Origin of the sequence: Pedobacter sp. Bi27 (assembly GCF_918698255.1) — a bacterium.
GTDB lineage: Bacteria > Bacteroidota > Bacteroidia > Sphingobacteriales > Sphingobacteriaceae > Pedobacter.
The window spans coordinates 1,307,662-1,330,208 of sequence record NZ_CAKKMW010000001.1 but is presented as its reverse complement, the minus strand read 5'-3'; the positions used below and the strand labels follow the sequence as shown (position 1 = coordinate 1,330,208).

Below are 22,547 nucleotides of genomic sequence, written 5' to 3'. Positions count from 1 at the left end.
AAAATCACATGTTTTTTTTAGGAGAAACGATATGTTTCTCCTTGGAAATATTGCTGGAAATTAAACTCATGTATCTTTTTTGATTGTATATAAATATACTAAAAAAAACTATCTCAAAATCCAAAAACCCTTAACTTAATAGCATTGTTAGCGTCTCGCTAAGACGAAGTGATACTCGTTCCAAACAAAAAAAGCCCATCTTTCGATGAGCTTTTAATCAGTAGCGGGGAGCAGGAATGGCAGCCAATCTATGAAATTTATATAGATTTCACTTTTAAAGGTGCAGGACACTAATTCTTTGCTGAAGCCATTGCCGTATTGGTAATGAATAAGCAGCCCAATACGGGCTAGTTGAAAGTTTATTAACGACATTGGATAGGCCAAGTGGTTTGGGGTATCCTAATACTTCAACAATTTTAGAAACATAATCATGCTTATTAAGGGGGGCATTAATTCCTAATGCTGCATTAACAATTTCTGAATTATCATCTATTTCTCTTATAGCATTATTGATAAAAGCTTCTGGCGACTGTCCATTAGGTAAGGCAAATTGCCTCACACAGCTTAAGGCTGCAATTCTTTTTGCGACAGCATCAGCCTCTGTGCCCGAGTATATTGCAGCCATCCTTGCCTCTTTTTCTGCATCCGTTACATATACATCCCCATCTAAAAAAATAGAGATGTTATCCATATTTTCTGTTTCCTTTAAATTCATACCCATTGCAAGCGGGAATGCATTTATGGCCGCTCCAAACCTTTTAATTGAACAATGCCTAACAATACCTAGCTCCTCAGCAACTTTTCTTGTTATGGCTTCCGCCATATCATCCTCTACGAAAATTTCAATCGGCCTCTGCTGAACTCCAGTTAATCTTGAAATACAATCTGGGTTAGTAGCATTGAAACATAAAGTATTTGTACCTGTCTGGAAAATATGGCGAATATTGATATCTTCTCTTTTAGTAAGCTCTTCGCGGTGGCTGGTAAAAATAATTTGTAAATTTTTATTATTTGCACGGGTGTTGAGTACATCAATCAACCTATTAAGTGCATCTGTATGTAATGTAAGATCAATTTCGTCAATAATGACCATCGAATAAGCAGGTGCTCTAAAAACCGTTTCTAATATCTTGAAAACTCGCTGTTCTCCCGCTCCCATACTCAGTGATGAATAGGAAATATTGTTGTGTTTTAGGCCAATGTATCTTTTATTTGCGTTTGCATGTTGGTTATATTCGGCATAGTTTCTACTCAGAATATAGCCTGCCTGTGTGCGGATCTCCATTGAAATTGCATCATTCAGAGCTGCTGTAGTTAGATTGATCAATGCTTCTCTTCTTTCCAGTTCAATTGCGGGAACGCAAGAATCCAATCCGATAAAATAGACGTCGCGCTCTGGCCTATTGGTATAACGCGGATTCCATCGATCAGTTGTCTTAGAGTAAATTCTTGAGTTATTTGGTACTAGAGTTGCATCTTGTCTGTAACTGTGAATAATTCTAAAATTACTGCCTATCCAGTTCGTGTGTGTAGTAGGAGTAAAGAAAGTACTGAATTTGAAATTCCTCCTTCCCGGATCTTGATCGCCCGGCTTATAGATGGCAAGCAATGCATGTATTATACTCGATTTTCCACTACCGTTAACACCAAAAATGCCGGTTACGGGATGTGGTATGAATGAGATATTGAGATTAGTCAAACTTTTTAACTTGCTGAATTCTATACTATCCAATTTTTGTTGCCTGGTTGCCATAAACGTTAAAGATATAAGAGGGGTGAAAGTTTTAATTTACTTTAAAAAAATGCTTTATTTCGGTATAATTATTCTCTAATCTGGTTATAACATCTCGCTGAAACCAAATAATATAAAGATATTCAAACAAAAAAAGCCCATCTTTCGATGAGCTTTTAATCAGTAGCGGGGAGCAGGATCGAACTGCCGACCTCAGGGTTATGAATCCTGCGCTCTAACCATCTGAGCTACCCCGCCGGGCTTAATATTTACTAAACAATGTAAATATTGATGTGGTTATTTTTAAGAGTTGCAAATATAGAATAAATATACATTCTATTAAAAAGAAATGTGAAAAATACTATAAAGCCTTATTGCTCAGTAAATTTGATTGTTTTTAGGAGACTGTGATGCTCATTTTAGGCATTAAGGAAGGCTGTTTTTAGAAAAAAATAACACACAAAGCGCAGTATTTCGGTGGATACCGCAGAATTAGCCGTATTCTTAGCATATGATCAAGTCTATTGCTTAGGGTATGTGCGAAAGGTATTTCAGCTGGGCCATTTGTGCTCATAAAATTAATGGTTTCAAAGATTTGATTACCCTCTGGTGCTACCAAGCCATCTCTAAGGTAACTTTTTCTATAGCTGATATTCGAGAATCGTTTACCTTTTAGGTAATAAATTAGGTAACGCCAGGGTAAAGAAAAGGTAACTGTGGGGTAACCCTGGGGTTAACTTGGTGTACAGAAAGGGTAAACAAGTGGTAAACAAAGGGTAAAGAATAGGTTGAGAAAGGTAAACAAGGGGGTAGAGAACGGTAAACAAATTTTGCCTATCCTATACTGAAATAATTCCAACAATTACCCGCCTTTCTTAACCATATAGGAAATATAAGGTTCGTATAAGTTCAATCGAAGACTTAAATGGACTAAAATTGCTTATATGGTGAAAGACCTTTACGCCAGCTTTTTATAGCAGATTTAGTAATATTCTTTATTTCCCATAAAGTGGTCAGCTACGTAGCATCTTTTTCTTAATCCTATAATGCATACAGGCATTGGACTTTCTTTATTAGTTAGTATTGCGGATGTTGAGCAGAAATTAGATTCGATTAATCAACTACCCGTCCTGCGTTCGTCATCAAAATAGCCTTTTGTTATGATTAACGAGGGGAATGACCATTAACAAATGAACCAATGACCAATGAACTAATGACCAATGAACTAATGAACCAAGAGCAAATGAACAACTGAACCTGCACCTGGAACCAATAAAAATTATATTGTTGCAGATATAGAATAAATTACCTTTCTTTAGAAAAATAATATTAAAAAATAGTCCGGAAATTATCCTGGTAGTGTACTAACATGGCAGAAAAGAAAAAATTTACACTAGAGTACGAAGTTAGATCGTCACCAAGAATATTGTATAGTTTTATTAGTGAGCCAAACGGCTTATCGCAATGGTTTGCGGACGATGTGAATTTTCGCGATCAGGTATATACTTTTACCTGGGATGATGAGCAGCAAAAAGCAAAACTGGTTTCCATTAAAGAAAATAAGCTTGTTAAATTTAAGTGGCTGGATGATGAACCTCAATGTTATTTTGAGATGGAAATTGTACAGGACGAACTAACCAATGATGTTGCCCTTTCGATTACTGATTTTACGACCGATGAGCTTCTTGCAGAGAAAAAATTAATCTGGGATAACCAGATCGATTATCTGATTAGTGTTTTGGGTGCATAAATTACCTTCGTATTGTTTACCTTTGTAGGGTGAAAAAAATACATCTTCTATTAATAAAAGCATTTGTGAAGCCATTCATAGCAACATTTTTTGTTATGATGTTTATTCTATTGATGTTTTTTCTGTTTAAATGGATTGATGATTTAATTGGAAAAGGTTTCGAATGGTATACCATTCTGGAGCTGATGTATTATGCTTCGGCTGCCAACGTATCTATGGCGCTGCCGCTATCGGTATTGCTTTCATCCATCATGACTTTTGGTACACTGGGCGAAAATTATGAACTGGTGGCCATTAAATCGGCAGGGATTTCCTTACAGAAAGCCATGCGCCCCTTGTTTGTGGTGATTTTGATGCTCACCATAGCCTCCTTCTTTTTCGCCAACTATATGCTGCCCAAAGCCAACCTCAAATTTGGCTCGCTACTGTACGATATCAGGAACAAAAAACTTTCATTTTTAATAAAACCAGGCGTTTTTAACAATGCCATTCCAGGTTATGCCATCCGTGTCGATTCGAAAGAGGAAGACGGTACGCTACACAATATCATGATCTACGATCACCGTGAAAATAACGGGATTCCGAAAGTAATTCTGGCCAGAGAGGGTAAGATGAATAAAACAGCCGATGGTAAGTTTTTGGTGCTTTACCTTAAAAATGGTGTGCAGTATGAAGAGCAGGCTTCGAAAAACGGCATGTATAACCCACGGCAGATTTTTACGCGGAACCGTTTTAAAGAAACCTCACCGCGTTTCGATATGTCGTCTTTTGATGGAAATACCACCGATCCGAATGCTTTTGGAAACAGTACGCCCATGTTAAACCTGGTAGGGATTGTAAAAAAGCGCGACTCGCTGACCAAACAATTGGATACGATGAAAATGCGTACCATTGCCAACCTCACCAGCAACTTTAAGCAGTTTAATGTTACCAAGGGTTATACCAAAGTAAAAGCCGTGCCGAAAGAGATTGATGATGTAATATTGAAGAGTATCCCGAACGGATCGCGGAAACTGGCCCTCGATAATGCAACCAATACGGTGGCGAATATTATGCAGCATGTACCCAACTGGGGGCCACGTCAAACTGATTTAACCGGTGAAATTATTTTTACCACAGTAGAGTACCAGCGTAAATTTACCCTGGCCGCATCTTGTATCCTGTTGTTTTTTATTGGTGCGCCCTTGGGTGCGATTATCAGAAAAGGGGGGATGGGTTTACCGGTTGTGGTGGCTATTTGCTTCTTCCTGGTGTATCACATTATTACCACGGTGGCCGAAAAATCAGCACGCGAAGGCAACTTAAACCCGATATTCGGGATGTGGATTGCCGTAATTGTTTTATCGCCACTGGCGGCCTTTTTAACCTATAAAGCTACAGTAGATTCGGCCTTGTTTGATGTAAATTATTACAAACAGCTCTTCCTTCAGCTGTTTAAAAATAAGGAAAAATAGGCGTCTTTTCCTTTACTTACAGATGATATTTTAATCCAAATATTGCTCAATAAGGTTGTACATTTGTACGGGTTATTGGTTGTGGTATAAATTGATTTTAATATGCCTTACACGCCATTTGCCCCATAATGTTTATAAAATGCAAACAAAATTAAACACAATAGAAGAAGCCATCGCAGATATAAAAGCTGGTAAAGTGATTATTGTTGTAGATGATGAGAATAGAGAGAACGAAGGTGATTTTTTAACGGCAGCCGAAAATGCAACGCCCGAGATCATCAATTTTATGGCTACTTACGGCCGTGGTTTAATCTGTGCGCCACTAACAGAAGAACGTTGTAAAGAGTTAAACCTAAACCTGATGGTGGGTAAAAATACGGCAGCTTACGAAACTAATTTTACGGTTTCCGTAGATTTGGTTGGACACGGCTGTACCACAGGGATCTCAGCAAGCGACCGCTCTAAAACCATGCTGGCCCTGGTTAATCCTAAAACCAACCCTGAAGAGTTGGGCAGACCAGGACATATTTTTCCTTTAATTGCAAAAGATGGTGGCGTAATCCGCCGCGCTGGTCATACAGAAGCTGCGGTAGATTTAGCGCGGTTGGCCGGCATGAAACCTGCAGGGTTATTGGTAGAGATCTTAAAAGAAGATGGCGAAATGGCCAGACTCCCTGATTTATTTAAAATTGCCGAACAGCACCAGTTAAAAATTATATCAATCGAAGATTTAATCGCTTACCGTTTAACCATGGATAGTTTGATTAAACAAGAGGTTAGCATCGATTTACCTACCGCTTGGGGTGATTTTAAAATGACGGCTTATACCCAGTTGGATAACAATGCCACGCACCTGGCCATTTCTAAAGGCGAATGGAATGCCAACGAACCGATTTTAGCACGTGTACACAGCTCTTGTGTAACAGGCGACATCTTTGGTTCGTGCCGTTGCGATTGCGGTCCGCAGTTGCACAAAGCATTGGAAATGATCGAAAAAGAAGGTAAAGGTATTGTCGTATACATGAACCAGGAGGGTAGAGGTATCGGGCTGATTAATAAATTACGTTCGTATAACTTACAGGATGCCGGTTTCGATACCGTAGAAGCGAATATTAAATTAGGCTTTAAAGGCGATGAACGCGATTATGGTGTAGGTGCGCAGATCCTGCGATCGGAAGGGGTGACTAAAATGCGTTTAATGAGTAATAACCCAACCAAAAGAGCAGGTTTAATTGGTTATGGCTTAGAAGTGGTAGAAAACATTCCGATCGAAATTGCAAGTAACGTACATAACGAACGTTATTTAACCACCAAAAGAGATAAAATGGGCCATTCGATTATGAAAGGATAGGTTGAAAGTTTGGCGTGCGGCGTTTGGAGTTTGGAGATTCCTGCGTTTAGCCTAGCTTGATGGCTAAAATAGTTAAAGACCAACAGTTGAGCAGGTGTTCGATTGTTGGTCTTTTTTTGTTTGATATATTTGTCATCCTGAGCGCAGCGAAGGATCTTTAAATAGCCGTCTTTCTCCCTTCCACATGCTTGCCTCGGCTAGCCGCCGAAGGGCTTTTTCTTTATCCTTGATGATAAAGAAACAAACAATCAAGGCTTGGATCTGATGTCGGATAAATTCGTCAAAGCTTTATTGATCGTCAGCACAAGCCCCCGATGAAAAATCGGGGGCTTGTGCTACCTCGGGGTTGTGGTAGGTTGAAAGGAGGTGCTAAAGCTTTAACGTTTTCTCCTTCCATCATATCCTAGGCCGGATAGCAGGGTGCATATAGTATGGAGCAGAGAAACCATTCTCATTATCTCAATCGAGATCAATCGTCATTGCGCGGGATCCGATAGCTATCGGATGACGACCGCCATAATCCGGGTTAATTTCTTATTTATGCGATCTGTGGTACGCGTCCATCGATAGGTTTTTTACCATGTAAGACATATAAGATCATTTAAGTTCCGTATATCGATTATTCACCTCTGTCGTTCGTCATCCTGAACTTGTTTCAGGATCTATGTTGTGTGTGGTTCTGGTGATTAATTAAAGACTAGAATGCAATAGGCATTAAGATTAGCTTCGCTGAGCACTGCGTGGTTCCCGCCTGCGCGGGAATGACGCCCCCGCACGGACCAATGAACAAATGACTATTGAACCAATGAACTATTGACTAATGAACCAATGAACCTCTACCTCCTCTGATTCCCTTTACTCTGATTGATAATTGCTTCTTTATTGATCGATTTATTTGTTTTAACAGGCGCCTGGCTTTGTTTCCGCTTTAAATTTCGGCGGTAAGCACCAGAAATTTTCTGGATAAACTCCTTAAACGTATCAAACTGCTGGGTATAAACCAAACCAAAAGAGGTTACGTTTGCCGTTGAGCTAATCCCGCTGTTTAAGAAGATACTTTGTTGCGTAGGTGGTTTATTTGCAGCCTTAACGGTTAAGCTTCCATCTTTTTTAATTAAGAAAAGCGCCTCAACCTCTCTACCTACGTTGTCTTTAGAGAAGTCGATAACAGTAAAATCGTTCACACTGTTCCGATCTACAATACCTGCATTGATAATTAAACGATCGCTAAAGAATTTGAACGATGCATTGGCCTCGCTCAACGAGCGCACATTCAGATCGACAAAATTTAAGTTTAATGAAGAAAGTACATTGTTAAACTGGTTAAATACCAACTCGGTAGCTGTACTGGTTGCGGTAGAGCTGAGCTGATTTCCGATCGATTCTCCTCCGTTTCCAGGGGCAAAACTTCTTCTGATGATTAAACTGAAAGCCTGCAGGTTCAGGTTGTTCTGATCGCTGAAATAGGTTTGCAGTTCCTCTTTGATAGAAGGTTGAGCAGGGAAGTTAATGTCAAGTTTAATATCTGGTTTTAAGAGTAAACCCGTTAAGCCCATCTCAACCTCGGTATTTACCCTTTGGTTGGCATTACTACTGGCATCGCGGTTGGCTGCTTTGTAAAGGTCGTTCAAACTCGCTCTCAAAGCATATACTGCTTTTAAGTTAATCTGTGCGGCCGTAGGGTTACCCGTCCAGCGGATGGTTCCACCTTGCCTGATTTCGAATTTCTTGTTAATTACCTCCTGTGCAGTAAAATCGAAACTTCCGGTCTCGATGATATAATCGCCAGACATTTCGAAATCGCCGAAACTGTTGATGTTTAAGTTCAGCTCGGCATTACCCTTGCCACTTAAATTACCCAGGGTGGTAAATATATTCGCTGTGGTATTCGGGTCGATGGTTAATTTGAAGGTTAGGGTCAGGCCATCAAAGTTGGTTTTTTTCTTAACCAGCACTGTCGAATCGCGGCTCACAAAATTAATGAAGTCTTTATCCGATATGGTTTCTGAACTGTTTAAAGGAAGGTTGAAAATTGTCCCTTTTTCAGTTTTCGCCTTAATATCAATCTTCATTTTATTGGTAGGCCCTGTAAACGTAAATACACCTGTGCCATAAGCACGGCCATAGTATACCGAATTGTCTTTCGCGGTAGTGTTTAAGGCCATTAAACTGTTTGCATTTACCGTTACTTTCAATGTAGGGTAATTGATGTCGTTTAAATCCACAGTGCCGCGTGCAGTGGCCTCATGACCTTCCAGATCCTTAAGTTCAAAATCGCCGAGTTCAATTACACTATTGTTTACTTCTACCTCATCGGTAATTACATAAGTGGTTTTTAGGTAATTTACCATCAGCTGACCCTTATCTAGCGATAGGGTTCCATTAATTTCTGGTTTTTCTAATTTGCCCTTTACGGTTAGATCAGCCGAGATATTCCCTTTTAAATTCGATACCAGTTGTTTAACAAAAGGCTCGAGGATGGTGAGCTTGCTCTCATCCATTTTTACAGCAAGGTCGATTTCTTTTTCTTTTAAATCGAGATTTCCGGTCAGTTTAAAAGTCTCCGAATCGTCGGCCATGATGCGGGTAAATACGTTAATCTTTTTGCTCTCGTTGCTGTACGATGAGGTATCGGTTAAGGTACCAATATAGATATCGTTAAAGTTTAATGAATCGATCTTTAAATCGTCGGTTACCCTCGGTGCTTTTAATATGCCGTACAGATCGGTTGTTCCGTTCAGGTTTCCACCCAGTTTAACACCAAAGCCTTTGGTAAAAGGGTTCAGGGTTTTTAAGTTGAAATCTTTAAAGCCAACAGTAATTAAATCTTTAGGGTCTTCGGAAATTAATCCGTCAATAATAACCTGCTGTTTTCCGTTGGTTAAATCGAAATTACTGATCTCGGTTTTGCCATTGTTGAGCACGATGCGTACCTTCTCCTGGATGCGCCACTCTTCGTTGTTGATTTTTAAGATAGATGGCAATACGCTTAGCCTTGCCGTGGTGTCCTGGTTTTTGGTAAACTCTACCAGGCCGTTTAAATCGAGCTGATTGTCCTCTTCGGCGTTCGACATTTTTACGTTGAAAGCCAAACTGTCGTTCCGCAGGATGTTGGAAATATTTACATCTTTAATAAAAAGGCTGTCGTTAATCTGCACCCGGTCGGAAGTTACAATCAGTTGAAGCTGCTGTGTGGTGGTATTTTCATCGAGGATGATGTTGTTTACCACAATACCATTGTATTTTAGTTTCCTTACAAAACCGTTCAGTGTCGCCGTGTTATTGCGCGAATCGAAATCGCCGGTTAATGTAGCGCCTTCTTCTAATTCTAAGCCTGGGACAAAGATCTGTGCCAGCGGTTCGAACTTTTTAACCTTCAGGTTAAACTGAAAAATCTGGTTCTTGTATTTGATAATATCGGCCTTTAACGAAGGGATATAAGTTTTGGCGATGGCTTTGTAATAGGAAACAATAGAATTTAAATCGTACTCACCTTTAATGCTGGCATCGAAAATGTCTGATCGGATATCCAGTACGCGGCTGGTACCGGTGCCGTTGGCCATTAACTGTACCGAATCAACACTGTAGATACCCTTTGGATTTTGCAGCCTGATTTGTTCTATTAATAATTTGCCCGATATATTGTTCAGGTTGGTGCCTGAGAAATTGGTGGTAAATTTAGCATCAACCTGCAACGAATCTTTCAGCAGCTTTAAAGCCTTTAATCTTGCTTTAGAAATAGTGGCATTAAAGTTAAATACCGGCAGTTTAGGATTCAGGTTTACTCCGCCATCAAAAACCAGTTTAACATTACGGTCGTTAATGCTCAGCTTGCCATCGAAATACTTTTTGTTAAAAGTTCCGTCTATCTTCACATTATGGTAACGGTAATTGTTAAAGTCGATATAGGTTACATCGCCGTTTATCTTCTCGGTCAAATCTTTAAGCGCAGTGCCGCGGCCCTTAACATACAATGAAGAGCTGATACGGCCAAGGCTTTTTTCGTCAATCAGGTTGCCCAGGTTAAAATCGTAGGTTTTTACGTTTCCTGTATACGAAGGAACATCGTTTTTATCGATTTTCATGTTCACATCCGAAACAATACGGCCAAGTTTGGTTTTAAATTCGCCGTAAGCAATAAAGTCGTTCTGGAAACCGGTAAAACTTCCATTAAAGTTAATGTTGCCGAATTTGTTTACAATTACCGGAACAATTTTCTTTTTGCTGTTGGTAATGCCGGCCAGTACCTCATCCAGATCAGTTTTATTCGTTCCCGCCATTTCAATGTTGAGGTCCATAAAGGTTTCTTTCCATTTCGGCAGTCCCTTTAAAATAAAATCGCCTTTGATGTGTGTGGCTTTTCCGGTTCTTAACGATAGCTTTTTGGCCTTAAGGTTATTCACTAAACCCGTAATCTGGCCATCAACATCAAGGTCGAGTTTCATGGTGTTCAGTTCCGGCGCAAAGAAGGCTATATCTCTGGAAGTGATGTGGCTATCTTTAAAAATGGCCTTCATCCGAACATTATCTACATAGTGGTTAAAGTCTTTATAGCTTTTAAACCGCATTTGGTAGTAGTTTGTTAAACGGCTCTGGTTGGTTTCGAGCAATAGATTTTTTAGCTCGATGGCATTACTGTCTATAGTGGTTTGAGCCGTTAAGTTTTTAAGGTAAAAGCCGCTGCGCTCTTTAAAAGTTAGGTTTTTGATATTGGTTTTAATCAAATGGTTTTTAGTATCGAGCCCTTCGAAAATTCCGCTCAATTCTTTAACAGATACATTTTCGAAGTTTACGCTTTTACCCTGAACGGTATCTTTTGCCCTGTAATTGATATACCTGAAGGCGAATTTATTTAAAATAATGCGGCCAATATTGATATCGTACGGTTTGCTTTTCTTTTTCTTTACAGTAGGTTTACCAGAATCGAAGTAGTTTATAATGAAATCGAGATTAGAAGACTTATCTTTGAAATCCTTTAGGAAAAACTGCCCATTGTTAATTTGAAGGGTATTGATATCAATGATCTTTTTATCAATGGACAATTGATTAATATCCACCATAAATTGTGGTGTGCTTAGTAAAGTGTCTTTTTGTAAATCTAAAACCAATAAATCTTCGAGTACAATAGATTTAAATGGCTTGATGTAGAGGCTCTTGATTGATACGGTGGTTTTAAGCTCTTTAGATAAATATGCGGCAGCCTTCTGCGCAAAATAAGTTTGAACAGGCTTAAATTGTAAAGAAAAAATAAGTAGCGCAAGCAGCAAGATTATTGATGCGATTACCCAAAGGAGTATTTTAAATAGTTTTTTAATAATTTTGCAGCTTAAATATTAATAATTTGTCTGTTATACTTGCTATCGAGTCTTCTTGCGATGATACATCCGTTGCTATTTGTAACAACGGCAAAATTACTGCCAATGTTATTGCAAACCAAACAATTCATCAAAATTATGGTGGTGTTATACCTGAATTAGCTTCAAGGGTACATCAACAAAATATTGTGCCTGCTGTACAACAAGCTTTAATTAATGCTAAAGTTACAAAACAGGACATTAATGCTGTCGCTTTTACACGTGGTCCCGGCCTTTTAGGATCGTTACTGGTTGGTGTTTCTTTTGCAAAATCTTTTGCATTAGCTTTAAATATACCTTTAATTTCTGTCAATCATATGCATGCGCACATCTTAGCGCACTTTATTGATGATCCCAAGCCAGGTTTTCCATTTATCTGTTTAACCGTTTCGGGCGGGCACACACAGATTGTGCTGGTAAAAGATTACTTTGATATGGAAATAATTGGCGAAACATTAGATGATGCTGCGGGTGAAGCTTTTGATAAAACTGCTAAATTACTGGCTTTGCCTTATCCGGGTGGGCCGCTGATCGATAAACATGCACAGCATGGAAATCCTTTCGCCTTTAAATTTGCCGAACCGCAAATTGCCGATCTGAATTTTAGCTTTAGCGGCTTTAAAACTTCTATCCTGTATTTTATCAGGAAACAGGAAAAAGAGAACCCTAATTTTATTGCCGAAAATTTAGATGATATTTGCGCCTCGGTTCAACATAGCATTGTGCAAATTTTGCTGAATAAGTTGAAAAAAGCGGCAAAACAATATGGAATTAATGAAATTGCTATTGCAGGAGGTGTTTCGGCGAACTCCGGTTTAAGAAATGGATTACAGCAAACAGCCGACGAACTGGGCTGGAAGGTATATATCCCCGCCTTTCAATACTGTACAGATAATGCAGGGATGATCGCCATAGCAGGTTATCAGAAATACCTGAAACAGGATTTCGTAGGGCAGGATGTTTCGCCGATGGCGAGGATGGAGTTTTAATTTGGGTTCATTGGTCATTGGTTCAGTAGTCATTGGTTCAGTAGTCAATAGTTATTTGTCTGGAGTAGTTAACTGTAAACTGGCAACTGAAAAAACCGGTTAATTCCCTCGTTCATCATTGCGAGGAACGAAGCAATCTTACTACGGTGGTTAAGGCAGTGTACCCCCGTGTTTCTGTGCTTCCGTGGCAAAAAACTGTAAACCGCCAATTGAAAACTGGCAACGAAAATTGTTTAAATTGAATTTATATATATGACTGGAGCATCGTTAATATTTTGGATTGTTTGTGCCATACCGCTAATCGGTATTTTATATTGGTTGATCAGAAATGACAAAAACAAACTAAAGGGAAGCTGGGGAGTGATTATTTTAGGTGCTTTGGTTATTGCCGCACTTTTGGTAATTGTATATGTAACCAAAGATTTTAACGCCATTTTTAGCCAGAATTAAAAGATTATTTCCGCTAATCTTATTTAGACCTAATCTATTTAAGGTTGATTGCCTATCTTTGCCGCAAATTAAAGATAGATGAAAAAAATTATACTGATCATTGCTGTCTTATTGCTTAATCTCCTTTGTGTGCACGCACAGAACGTTAAGGTTGAAGGGCATGTTAAAGACAAAAATAGCGAAATCCCTTATGTAACCATTTCCCTGTTAGGGCAAAAAGTTCAAACAGATAGCAGAGGTTATTACTCTTTATACATCAAAAGCGGTGTTTCTTTTAAAATCGATATTAATGCCGTAGGTTACAAAACGTTTACCCAGCATATTTTATCGGTTAAAAGCGATACCGTTATAAACGTTGGCTTAGAAGCATTAAGCAATACGCTTGATGACGTTGTGATTTCTACTTCCAGAAAACCAGAGGAGATTAGAAATGTTACTACTTCGGTAAGTATTGTAAATAAGAAAAAGCTCGAAAAAGAAATTGCTATTAACCCTGATCTGAGTGCTATACTCGCCAATCAGGTACCTGGTTTTGCACCCACTGCGCAAACAGGTAATAATGTGGGCCAGAATTTAAGAGGCCGGCCTATGTTGGTGATGATTGATGGTGTTTCACAATCTTCGCCGTTAAGAAATGCCGAGGTGGATCTAAGATCCATCGATCCATCGGTATTGGAGCGCATAGAGGTAGTAAAAGGTGCAACCGCAATTTACGGAAACGGTGCCGCCGGTGGATTGGTGAATTACATTACCATGGTTCCGGATACCGCGGCAAGCTTTGCCGGTAAAACCCAGATCAATTTAAACGGCTCCTTGGTAAAGGTGAAAAACTCTGAAGGCGGAAGGATTAACCAAATGTTTTATGGCAAACTTGGAAAGTTCGATTATGTGGTGAGCGGTATGTATGAGCAGACCGGAGAATATAAAGATGCAAAGGGCGATGTTGTAGGGCCTAATTATAGTTTAGGTGAAACCGATAGCTATAATGCTTTTGCCAAGTTTGGTTATATACCCGCAAAAAATCAACGTATTCAGCTTACCTATAATACATACAGCAGTTTGCAGAACAGTAATTTTACTTTGGTAAATGGTAATCTGGCAACTGGTCAGAAAGCAACCGGTGTTTTAGGAAAACCGCTTGGTATCCCAACGGGAGTTGATTATAACCACAATTTAAATCTATCGTACAAGATTGACAGTACTTTTCTTCATTCGAGTTTGAATGTAGATGTTTACTACGAAACCCGTAAAGATGTTTTTTATGTTTCTTTAGGTCGCTTTGATGGAGGTGACGGACAATCGCTTGCCAAAAATGATAAAAAAGGGGCACGTTTGTTTTTGGAAACGCCAGTATTGAATCTTGATTTCTTAAAAGCAAAGGTTGCCTATGGTGCCGATTTTATGAAGGATAAAACTGCTCAGCCACTGGTAGATGGCAGGGTGTGGGTGCCAACCATGGATATGACCAATATTGCCCCTTTTGCCCAGGCAGATTTTAATATTTTAAGGAAGCTGGTATTCAAAATCGGGCTGCGTTACGAAAATGTAAACATAGCAGTTGATGATTACCGCACTTTAAGAACTACAGGTGCCAATAATAGCACCATTACACCTTCTTTCGATGTAACAGGTGGCAACTTGAAATACAGCACCTATCTTTTTAATGCAGGTTTGAGGTATAACCAGTTTAATGTTTTTAGCCCTTTTGTAAGTTTCTCTCAGGGCTTTTCGGTAATGGATATCGGGCTTGCTTTACGCGATGCGAAAGTGAATAGCATCGATAAGATCAATACCGATGCTGTAAAAGTTAATAATTACGAAGCAGGTTTTGAAAGTAAGATTGCTGGATTAACATTTTCTGCTTCAGGATATATCAGTACTTCTAAATTAGGTATCGAAGTGGTTTACGATCCTGCCACGGGTTTATTTAATACTGCCAGAAGCCCTGAAAAAATTTATGGTTTTGAGTTAGCTGCTGATTACCGTTTGTTTGATCAACTGGGTTTGTCTGCAAGTTACAGTTATACGGAAGGCAAACGTGATATCGATAAAAATGGAAAATTCAATGATGACGGAGATCTATACCTAAACGGCCGCCGCATTTCTGCACCTAAAGTTACAGCTTCAGTAAGCTATAGCCCGTTAAAGGTGCTAGATTTAACATTGAATTATACGGGAATCAATTCGCGCAATAGATTCGAGAAAAACAGCAATGGGGTGTACAATGGAAACGAAGGTGCAGTAAAGGCTTACCATTTATTCAGTTTTGCCGGAGTTTACCAGGTTAAAAAGAACACCAGGCTTAGCTTAGGTATTGATAACATTTTTAACCAGGATTATTTTCCTGCCAGGGCGCAATGGTTTATGCAGCCTGGTTTTTACTCAAAAGGGAGAGGTACTGCTGTGAATTTAGGAATTTCGGTTAGTTATTAAACTGCGAGTTCTGAGCAAAAAAAAGCGTTCCGATTTTTTTAATCGGAACGCTTTTTTTATGGATTTATCTGGTGATTTCTATTTCTCAGCCAATTTATCGCCGGTTACTTCGGCTTTAATTTTAATTTCTAATTCTTCTGCAAGTTCAGGGTTGTCGCTTAACAATTGTTTTACGGCGTCTCTACCTTGGCCAAGTTTGGTATCTCCGTAAGAGTACCATGAGCCAGCTTTTTTGATGATGCCGAAGTCAACACCTAAATCTACAATCTCTCCGTTTTTAGAAATACCTTCACCAAACATTACATCAAATTCTGCAATGCGGAAAGGTGGAGCCACTTTATTTTTAACGATTTTTACTTTCACACGGTTACCGGAAACTTCATCAGAATCTTTGATCTGTGAAATACGACGGATATCTAAACGTACTGATGCATAAAATTTCAACGCATTACCACCCGTTGTGGTTTCTGGGTTTCCGAACATCACCCCAATTTTATCGCGTAACTGGTTAATGAAAATACAGCAACATCCGGTTTTAGAAATTGTTCCGGTTAATTTACGTAGCGCCTGACTCATTAAACGGGCGTGTAAACCCATTTTACTGTCGCCCATTTCGCCCTCAATTTCACTTTTAGGAACCAAAGCCGCAACAGAGTCAATTACGATTACATCAATAGCACCTGAACGGATTAAGTTATCAGCTATTTCTAATGCCTGCTCACCATTATCTGGTTGAGAGATTAGAAGGTTATCGGTATCTACACCTAGTTTCTTTGCGTAAAACTGATCAAAAGCATGCTCTGCGTCGATAAAAGCAGCAATGCCGCCTTTTTTCTGTGCTTCGGCAATAATATGTGTTGCTAAAGTTGTTTTACCAGAAGATTCCGGACCATAGATTTCAATTACACGGCCTTTTGGGATACCGCCAATACCTAAAGCAATATCTAAACTGATTGATCCGGTAGAAATAAAATCTATCGGTTCAACGGCAGAATCGCCAAGTTTCATGATGGTACCTTTACCGTATGATTTCTCTAGCTTATCTAAGGTAAGTTGTAGGGCTTTTAATTTATCTGGATTTGCAGTGCTCATTTCTTTTTTCATTGATTGCGTAAATATAATCGTTTATCGGCTAATATGCTTAAATGTTGATATTTATAATACTAATATATTTAGCTAAGGTAAATGTTTTTTAGCTAATGTCAATAGTAAAGTGAAAATAATTTTTTAAGCTTTTAATTTATCTCTTTCGTTTTGAGCGGTTAACCGTTCGAAGTACCTGCACATGTAGGTAATTTCGCAAACATCACATTTGGGGCTTCTGGCCACACAAACGTAACGTCCGTGCAGAATAAGCCAATGGTGTGCAATGTGGATATCGTGTTCGGGAAGGTTTTTAACTAAATCTTTTTCAACCGCCAGTGGGGTTTTACCATTGGTTAAACCCAAACGGTTGGCCACACGGAAAACATGGGTATCAACCGCCATCGCCGGTGCATTGTAAATTACCGAGGCAATTACATTGGCGGTTTTGCGGCCAACACCTGGCATTTTCTGTAAATCGTCAATCCCCGAAGGCACCACATCGTTAAATTCGTTAAGCAGAATATTAGCCATACCCACCAGGTGTTTAGCCTTATTGTTGGGGTAGCTGATGCTTCTGATGTAATCGAAAACAATATCGGGCGTAGCTTCGGCCAGTGCTTTAGCATTAGGGAAGCGTTGAAAAAGCGCAGGGGTTACCATGTTTACCCTTTTATCGGTGCATTGTGCTGAAAGGATTACCGCCACTAAAAGCTGGTAGGGATTATTATAATGTAACTCGGTTTCTGCATCAGGCTGCTTGGCCGAAAAATGTTCTACAAAAAGTTTGTAGCGTTCTTTTTTAAGCATGTGCAAATATAGGGTAAAGATGGAAAATGTTATATGGGAAATGGAAGATCATGAAGATGGATGAGGCATGCATTAAAACTGCGATTTGTCATCGTAAGGGTTAATTTATTGTACAGAAATCAATATTGACAGAGGGTTTAATTGCTATGTTCCAGCGAGGATTCGTCATTGCGAGAAGGCTTTTTCAGCCGACGAAGCAATCTTACAACTATCGCTAGTAGCGAGCGCTTTAAGATTGCTTCGTGCCTCGCAATGACGATCTTTCTATTGGAGCTGTCAATGATAGCGTACTCGAAGGGCCTTTGTTTATAAAGGTTAATTGTTAAACCGCTCAATCCACACCAACCGCTTAACGCCAACCTCATGGCCCAACTACAAGCAATAATTATATAAACATTTTCGATAAAAGTGTAACATCCGGAAAGGCCATGCCGCTAGCTTTGTGTAACAATAAAACCCTGTTCTGGTTACAAAGTAAATTAATAAGCAGCTCGCAAACTGGTATCAGGAAATAGGTTGATAACATTTAAAGTAACACAAAATGAAAAGATTATTTAAATTATGGACAATCAATGTTCTTGTACTAATTGTGGCTGGCAGTGTATCAGCACAGGAAAAAGCAGCAGCGGTTAACCCTTTGCAGGCTTATTACGAAGTTAAAGATGCCTTGATTAGCAGCAATGCAAACGTGGCTGGTACCAAGGCTACTGTATTAATCAACGCCATAAAAGCCAACGAAAAAACGAATACTTCCAAAGTATTGCGTGATAAAATATTATTTGATGCCGAACACATTGCCGAAAGTAAAGATATCGAACATCAAAGAGATCATTTTACCTCCCTGTCGACCGATTTTTATGCCTTGGTAAAAGCAGTAAAACTGAGCGATAAGCCTGTTTATTATGCTTATTGCCCGATGAAAAAAAGCTATTGGTTAAGTGAAAGCGAGGCGATAAAAAATCCGTATTATGGCAGTAAAATGTTAACTTGTGGCAAGGTTGCCGAGGTACTTAAATAAAACATACGCTACAAAATGAAGTTTATTTTAGTTTGTTGCCTTAGTATTTTGCTCAGTAGCCTTGCTTTTGGCCAACATCAGCACAGTGAGGTAAAAGCAGCCGCCCCAAAAAAAGCTCCCCCCAAAGTAAGTGATGTGGAAACTTTAGGCAACAAAAAGTCGCCGGGGGTTGTGCGCTATGATTTATATGTTGCCGATACAACGGTGACTTTTGGTGGGAAACCTAAAAGAGCCATTGCGGTTAACGGGCAAATACCTATGCCAACACTAACTTTTACCGAGGGTGATACAGCAGAAATACATGTACATAATAGACTTAAGGAGTCAACTTCGTTGCATTGGCATGGGCTATTTTTGCCAAATCAATATGATGGGGTTCCTTATTTAACCCAAATGCCTATTGAGCCCAATAAAACCCACGTTTACCGTTTTCCAATTATACAGAACGGTACCCATTGGTACCATAGCCATTCGGGCTTGCAGGAGCAGATTGGGATGTACGGTGCCATGATTTTAAATAAAAGGAAAGAGCCTGTTATACCTACGATACCTGTTGTTTTGAGTGAGTGGACAAACATGATGCCGCACGAAGTTGACAGGAGATTACACAATGCCAATGATTGGTTCGCGATAAAAAAAGGCACAACACAGAGTTATGCCGAAGCCATAAAAGGCGGGCATTTCAAAACCAAGCTCACCAACGAACTGAAACGGATGACTGCCATGGATGTGAGTGATGTGTACTACGAAGCATTTTTGGTAAACGGAAAAAATCAGTACCAGGTACCAAACAAGCTCAAAGCAGGCGATAAAGTAAGGTTGCGAATTGCTAACGGCGGGGCATCTACCTATTTTTGGCTCACTTATGCCGGTGGTAAAATAACGGTGGTGGCCAATGATGGTAACGATGTAACACCTGTAGAAGTAGATCGGCTCATTATTGCCGTTTCCGAAACCTATGATGTAATGGTAACCATCCCCGAAAATAAAAACTTCGAGTTTTTGGTAACCCCCGAAGACCGTACCAAATCTGCTTCTTTATGGCTGGGTAGTGGGCAAAAAGTGCCGGCCCAAAAATTGCCCAAATTGAAATATTTCGAAGGCATGAAAATGATGAACGAAATGATGGATATGAACGGTAATCTGGTGCAGATGGAAGGCATGAAAATGCAGAATCAGGTGATGGATATGAATACCGTAATGTATGCTGAGCTGGATGATGCGGGAACAGATACTGTTGTTGTTGATGCGCATAAGGCCCATAATATGGGGAGCGGCAAAAGCGCAAAAGGTCCTATGACAACATTAAATTACGATATGTTGCGCTCGCCTGAAAAAACGGTTTTGCCTAAAGCCCCAACTCGCGAAATGGAGTTTCAGTTAACGGGCAACATGAACCGTTATGTCTGGACTTTAGATAATAAAACCATTTCTGAAGAAGATAAAATCCTCATCAAAAAAGGCGAAAACCTGCGGATCATTTTATATAACAACAGTATGATGCGCCACCCTATGCACTTGCATGGGCACGATTTTAGGGTAATTAATGGTCAGGGCGATTACGCTCCTTTAAAAAATGTACTCGATATTATGCCCATGGAGCGCGATACCATTGAGTTTAGCGCTTCAGAAAGTGGCGATTGGTTTTTTCATTGCCACATTTTATACCACATGATGAGTGGGATGGGTAAAATCTTCAGTTATGAAAACTCACCGCTAAACCCCGAAATCCCAAACCCTAAATTGGCGCAGCGAAAACTTTTTGCCGATGACAGGATGTTTCATTTTATGGCCGAAAACGATTTTGCGAGTAACGGAAACGACGGTATGGCCATGTTGGCAAATACGCGCTGGAGCATTGGCGCCGAGTGGCGCTTAGGTTACAATAAAATGCATGGCTTTGAAACCGAAACTCATATTGGCCGGTACGTAGATAGAATGCAATGGTTAATGCCTTTTGTGGGTTTCGATTGGCGCTACCGGAAAATGGAAGCTGGCGAACAGGAAAGCAATATTTTTGGCCAAAAAAGCACAAAGGATAACAGAAGATTGTTTAGTGTAGGGCTTGCCTATACCTTGCCAATGCTAGTGGTAGCGCAGGCGGAAGTTTACCACGACGGTAATGTTCGTTTGCAGTTGATGCGTGAAGATATACCGATTTCTAAACGCTTAAGGGCAAGCTTTATGGTAAATAGCGATAAAGAATTTATGGGCGGACTTAAATTTATTACCACAAAATACATGGGTGTTTCTGCGCACTATGATAGCGATATGGGTTTTGGCGCAGGCTTAACGCTTAATTATTAATCTTAACCATTGGTAATCTCCCTCAGCAGCTTGTCGCATTCGGCAAAGGCATTATACAGGTATTTATTGCGGTGTTTTTCTCCCTGGCCGCTAAAAGAAACCGATTTCATAATCAGGCCTTGCATCCATTGTTTGGTTTGTTTGCAATAGGCCTGATCTTCGGTTCTTAAGTAATTGAAAGTATTAAACCTGTTGTAGCAGGCCATGCGGTCTTTAAAATCGACCAGGTAAGCGATGCTTCCCAATACATCGCAATTATACCAATTAAAGGTATGGTTTGGGTCGATGGTTTTTTTGCTGCTAATGGCGTACATATTCATATCAGTGAGGCAATACCTTACCTGCTCTACAATTTTTACGGCCAGTTCGGTATCGGTAAGATGCCCGGCTTCGAATGCATACCTGATCTGTTCGAGTGTGCCTGTTACGGTATCTTTAGACCATATTTCGGTGCTTGGTATTTCCAGGTAAGTGGCATGCAGCTCTTGCGAAATTTTAATAATCTCATCGGATAGGAAGGAAGAACTGAACGGCATTTCCAGATTATTGGCGCTATTTGCCCAAAAGAAGAGTTTAAAACTGGTGAGTTCGGGGTACTTGAAAAAATGAAATAAAGGAATATCGTCGGTCGTAATGGTGATGTGTTTCTTGTTGCTGTTCTTGATGGCTTTTATATTGTCCAGCAAATTCCGGAGATAGCCAATCATATCTAAATCTTCATTTACACTTAAATAGCTAAAAGTAACCGATAACGATTGTTTTGGGCTGTACAGAAACGGGACATCGAAACAATCGGAAAGCTTGATGATTTGCTGGAAAGTAAGGTTGCTGTCGCCCCTGATTTTCTTATAGGCCTCATTGGTACTTATTCCTAACTCTTCGGCTACACTCAGCGCCAGGTTCTGGTATTCTGGCAACGCAGCTTTGATGGCTTGAAAAAATAATGCTTGCTGAGTATCCATAAAGATTAATTTATAAATGAAATCCTATCGTTTTTAATAATCAAACGAATTATTGTAAGACGTTAATTTAAAGATTATAATTTATAATAACATATTAGGTTGTGAATTTATTTTAAGGGTTATGTATTTGGTGTGATGTAATCTTTTAGATTAATTGAGGGTTATGAAGTGTTTTAGATTTGATAAACAATTTAAAATACATCAAAATGAATATGCTAATCTCAAACCCAATTCGGCCTAATGTCAATTACAATAGGCTGAATGATAACATGCGCTGCTTTAGGCAGGTTATCCGTGCGATTACAATCTGCCTATTGTTTTCGGGCTGCGCTTCTTTTTCTGACAGGCCCATCAGGCGGCACAAGGTTAAGCTGGACAAAGACGAGGTGTCAAAACTTTCCGGTACCTACCAGTTATTTCCTGATTTAACCTATAAAAAGAATGGGGTAGCCGAGACGCTCCGTTATCAACCTATAACCGAGCACTTTCATCAGTATATCAGCAAACGTGGAATCTATTTTAAGCCTTCTGAAAATGTGGTCGTTGATCTAAAAGTGATGGACAATAACCAGATCCGTTTTCACTTTAAAAAGGACAGTATAATTGTAGATAGTGTAACCCTATCAGCTAAGCTGCAATCGAGAGGCTTGTTGCTTTTAGGAAACAAGTATGTCGAATTTCAGGGAGTGCCATACATTTTGGGCGGCTCAAAAAGTGAGAAAACAAGGATTGGACTGGCTAGCGACGGAGGGCTTATCTTAAATCATGCTTACGACAATTCTGGTGCGCTTTTACTGTTTATCGGCGCAGGTCTTTCTTACGATTCTGCTTTTCATTTTAAAAGAATTAAATAA

14 protein-coding genes and 1 tRNA gene are annotated in these 22,547 nt (G+C 39.6%); 9 read left to right on the top strand and 6 right to left on the bottom strand.

Going from position 1 to position 22,547, the window contains the following annotated elements; all coding sequences use genetic code 11:
• Positions 1-274: 274 nt before the first annotated feature.
• A complete protein-coding gene (locus LQ227_RS05295) occupies positions 275-1,753 on the bottom strand; it encodes an ATP/GTP-binding protein (protein ID WP_230148556.1) in 1,479 nt (492 codons plus the stop codon).
• 163 nt (positions 1,754-1,916) lie between these two features.
• A tRNA-Met gene (locus tag LQ227_RS05290) sits at positions 1,917-1,990 on the bottom strand.
• Between the two features lie 1,111 nt (positions 1,991-3,101).
• Here LQ227_RS05290 and LQ227_RS05285 point away from each other — a divergent pair.
• The 3 genes from LQ227_RS05285 to LQ227_RS05275 all read left to right on the top strand — a co-directional run bounded on the left by LQ227_RS05285 (position 3,102) and on the right by LQ227_RS05275 (position 6,287).
• Positions 3,102-3,482 (top strand): START-like domain-containing protein, encoded by a 381-nt coding sequence (locus LQ227_RS05285; RefSeq protein WP_029278206.1) that lies wholly within the window; start codon positions 3,102-3,104, stop codon positions 3,480-3,482.
• 29 nt (positions 3,483-3,511) lie between these two features.
• On the top strand, positions 3,512-4,936 hold the full coding sequence (locus LQ227_RS05280) for an LptF/LptG family permease (protein ID WP_256450239.1): 1,425 nt from the start codon (positions 3,512-3,514) through the stop codon (positions 4,934-4,936).
• 139 nt (positions 4,937-5,075) lie between these two features.
• Positions 5,076-6,287 (top strand): bifunctional 3,4-dihydroxy-2-butanone-4-phosphate synthase/GTP cyclohydrolase II, encoded by a 1,212-nt coding sequence (locus tag LQ227_RS05275; protein ID WP_131032157.1) that lies wholly within the window; start codon positions 5,076-5,078, stop codon positions 6,285-6,287.
• Positions 6,288-7,123: 836 nt separating this feature from the next.
• Here the strand turns inward: LQ227_RS05275 and LQ227_RS05270 are convergent.
• On the bottom strand, positions 7,124-11,554 hold the full coding sequence (locus LQ227_RS05270; protein ID WP_230148554.1) for a translocation/assembly module TamB domain-containing protein: 4,431 nt from the start codon (positions 11,552-11,554) through the stop codon (positions 7,124-7,126).
• Positions 11,555-11,628: 74 nt separating this feature from the next.
• Here LQ227_RS05270 and tsaD point away from each other — a divergent pair, with 74 nt between their 5' ends.
• The 3 genes from tsaD (at position 11,629) to LQ227_RS05255 (ending at position 15,513) form a co-directional block, all read left to right on the top strand.
• Complete coding sequence (gene tsaD, locus LQ227_RS05265; RefSeq protein ID WP_230148552.1) at positions 11,629-12,630, top strand: tRNA (adenosine(37)-N6)-threonylcarbamoyltransferase complex transferase subunit TsaD; 1,002 nt, start codon at positions 11,629-11,631, stop codon at positions 12,628-12,630.
• A gap of 252 nt (positions 12,631-12,882) precedes the next feature.
• Positions 12,883-13,080 (top strand): hypothetical protein, encoded by a 198-nt coding sequence (locus tag LQ227_RS05260; protein WP_108199335.1) that lies wholly within the window; start codon positions 12,883-12,885, stop codon positions 13,078-13,080.
• 78 nt (positions 13,081-13,158) lie between these two features.
• A complete protein-coding gene (locus tag LQ227_RS05255; protein WP_230148550.1) occupies positions 13,159-15,513 on the top strand; it encodes a TonB-dependent receptor in 2,355 nt (784 codons plus the stop codon).
• A gap of 78 nt (positions 15,514-15,591) precedes the next feature.
• Here the strand turns inward: LQ227_RS05255 and recA are convergent, their stop codons facing one another.
• Both recA and nth read right to left on the bottom strand, forming a co-directional pair.
• Positions 15,592-16,605, bottom strand: a complete 1,014-nt coding sequence (gene recA / locus LQ227_RS05250) for a recombinase RecA (RefSeq protein WP_230145735.1) — start codon at positions 16,603-16,605, stop codon at positions 15,592-15,594.
• A gap of 135 nt (positions 16,606-16,740) precedes the next feature.
• Entirely contained in the window at positions 16,741-17,406 is a 666-nt protein-coding gene (nth, locus tag LQ227_RS05245) for an endonuclease III (protein ID WP_029280284.1), read from the bottom strand.
• 541 nt (positions 17,407-17,947) lie between these two features.
• Here nth and LQ227_RS05240 point away from each other — a divergent pair.
• Complete coding sequence (locus tag LQ227_RS05240) at positions 17,948-18,424, top strand: DUF3347 domain-containing protein (protein WP_230148548.1); 477 nt, start codon at positions 17,948-17,950, stop codon at positions 18,422-18,424.
• 15 nt (positions 18,425-18,439) lie between these two features.
• Positions 18,440-20,731, top strand: a complete 2,292-nt coding sequence (locus tag LQ227_RS05235) for a multicopper oxidase domain-containing protein (RefSeq protein ID WP_230148546.1) — start codon at positions 18,440-18,442, stop codon at positions 20,729-20,731.
• Positions 20,732-20,733: 2 nt separating this feature from the next.
• On the opposite strand, the gene LQ227_RS05230 is transcribed toward LQ227_RS05235, so the two are convergent.
• Entirely contained in the window at positions 20,734-21,693 is a 960-nt protein-coding gene (locus LQ227_RS05230; protein ID WP_230148544.1) for a hypothetical protein, read from the bottom strand.
• Positions 21,694-21,899: 206 nt separating this feature from the next.
• On the opposite strand from LQ227_RS05230, the gene LQ227_RS05225 reads away from it, so the two are divergent.
• Positions 21,900-22,547 carry a hypothetical protein gene (locus LQ227_RS05225; RefSeq protein ID WP_230148542.1) on the top strand — a complete coding sequence of 216 codons (648 nt, stop codon included), beginning with the start codon at positions 21,900-21,902 and terminating at the stop codon, positions 22,545-22,547.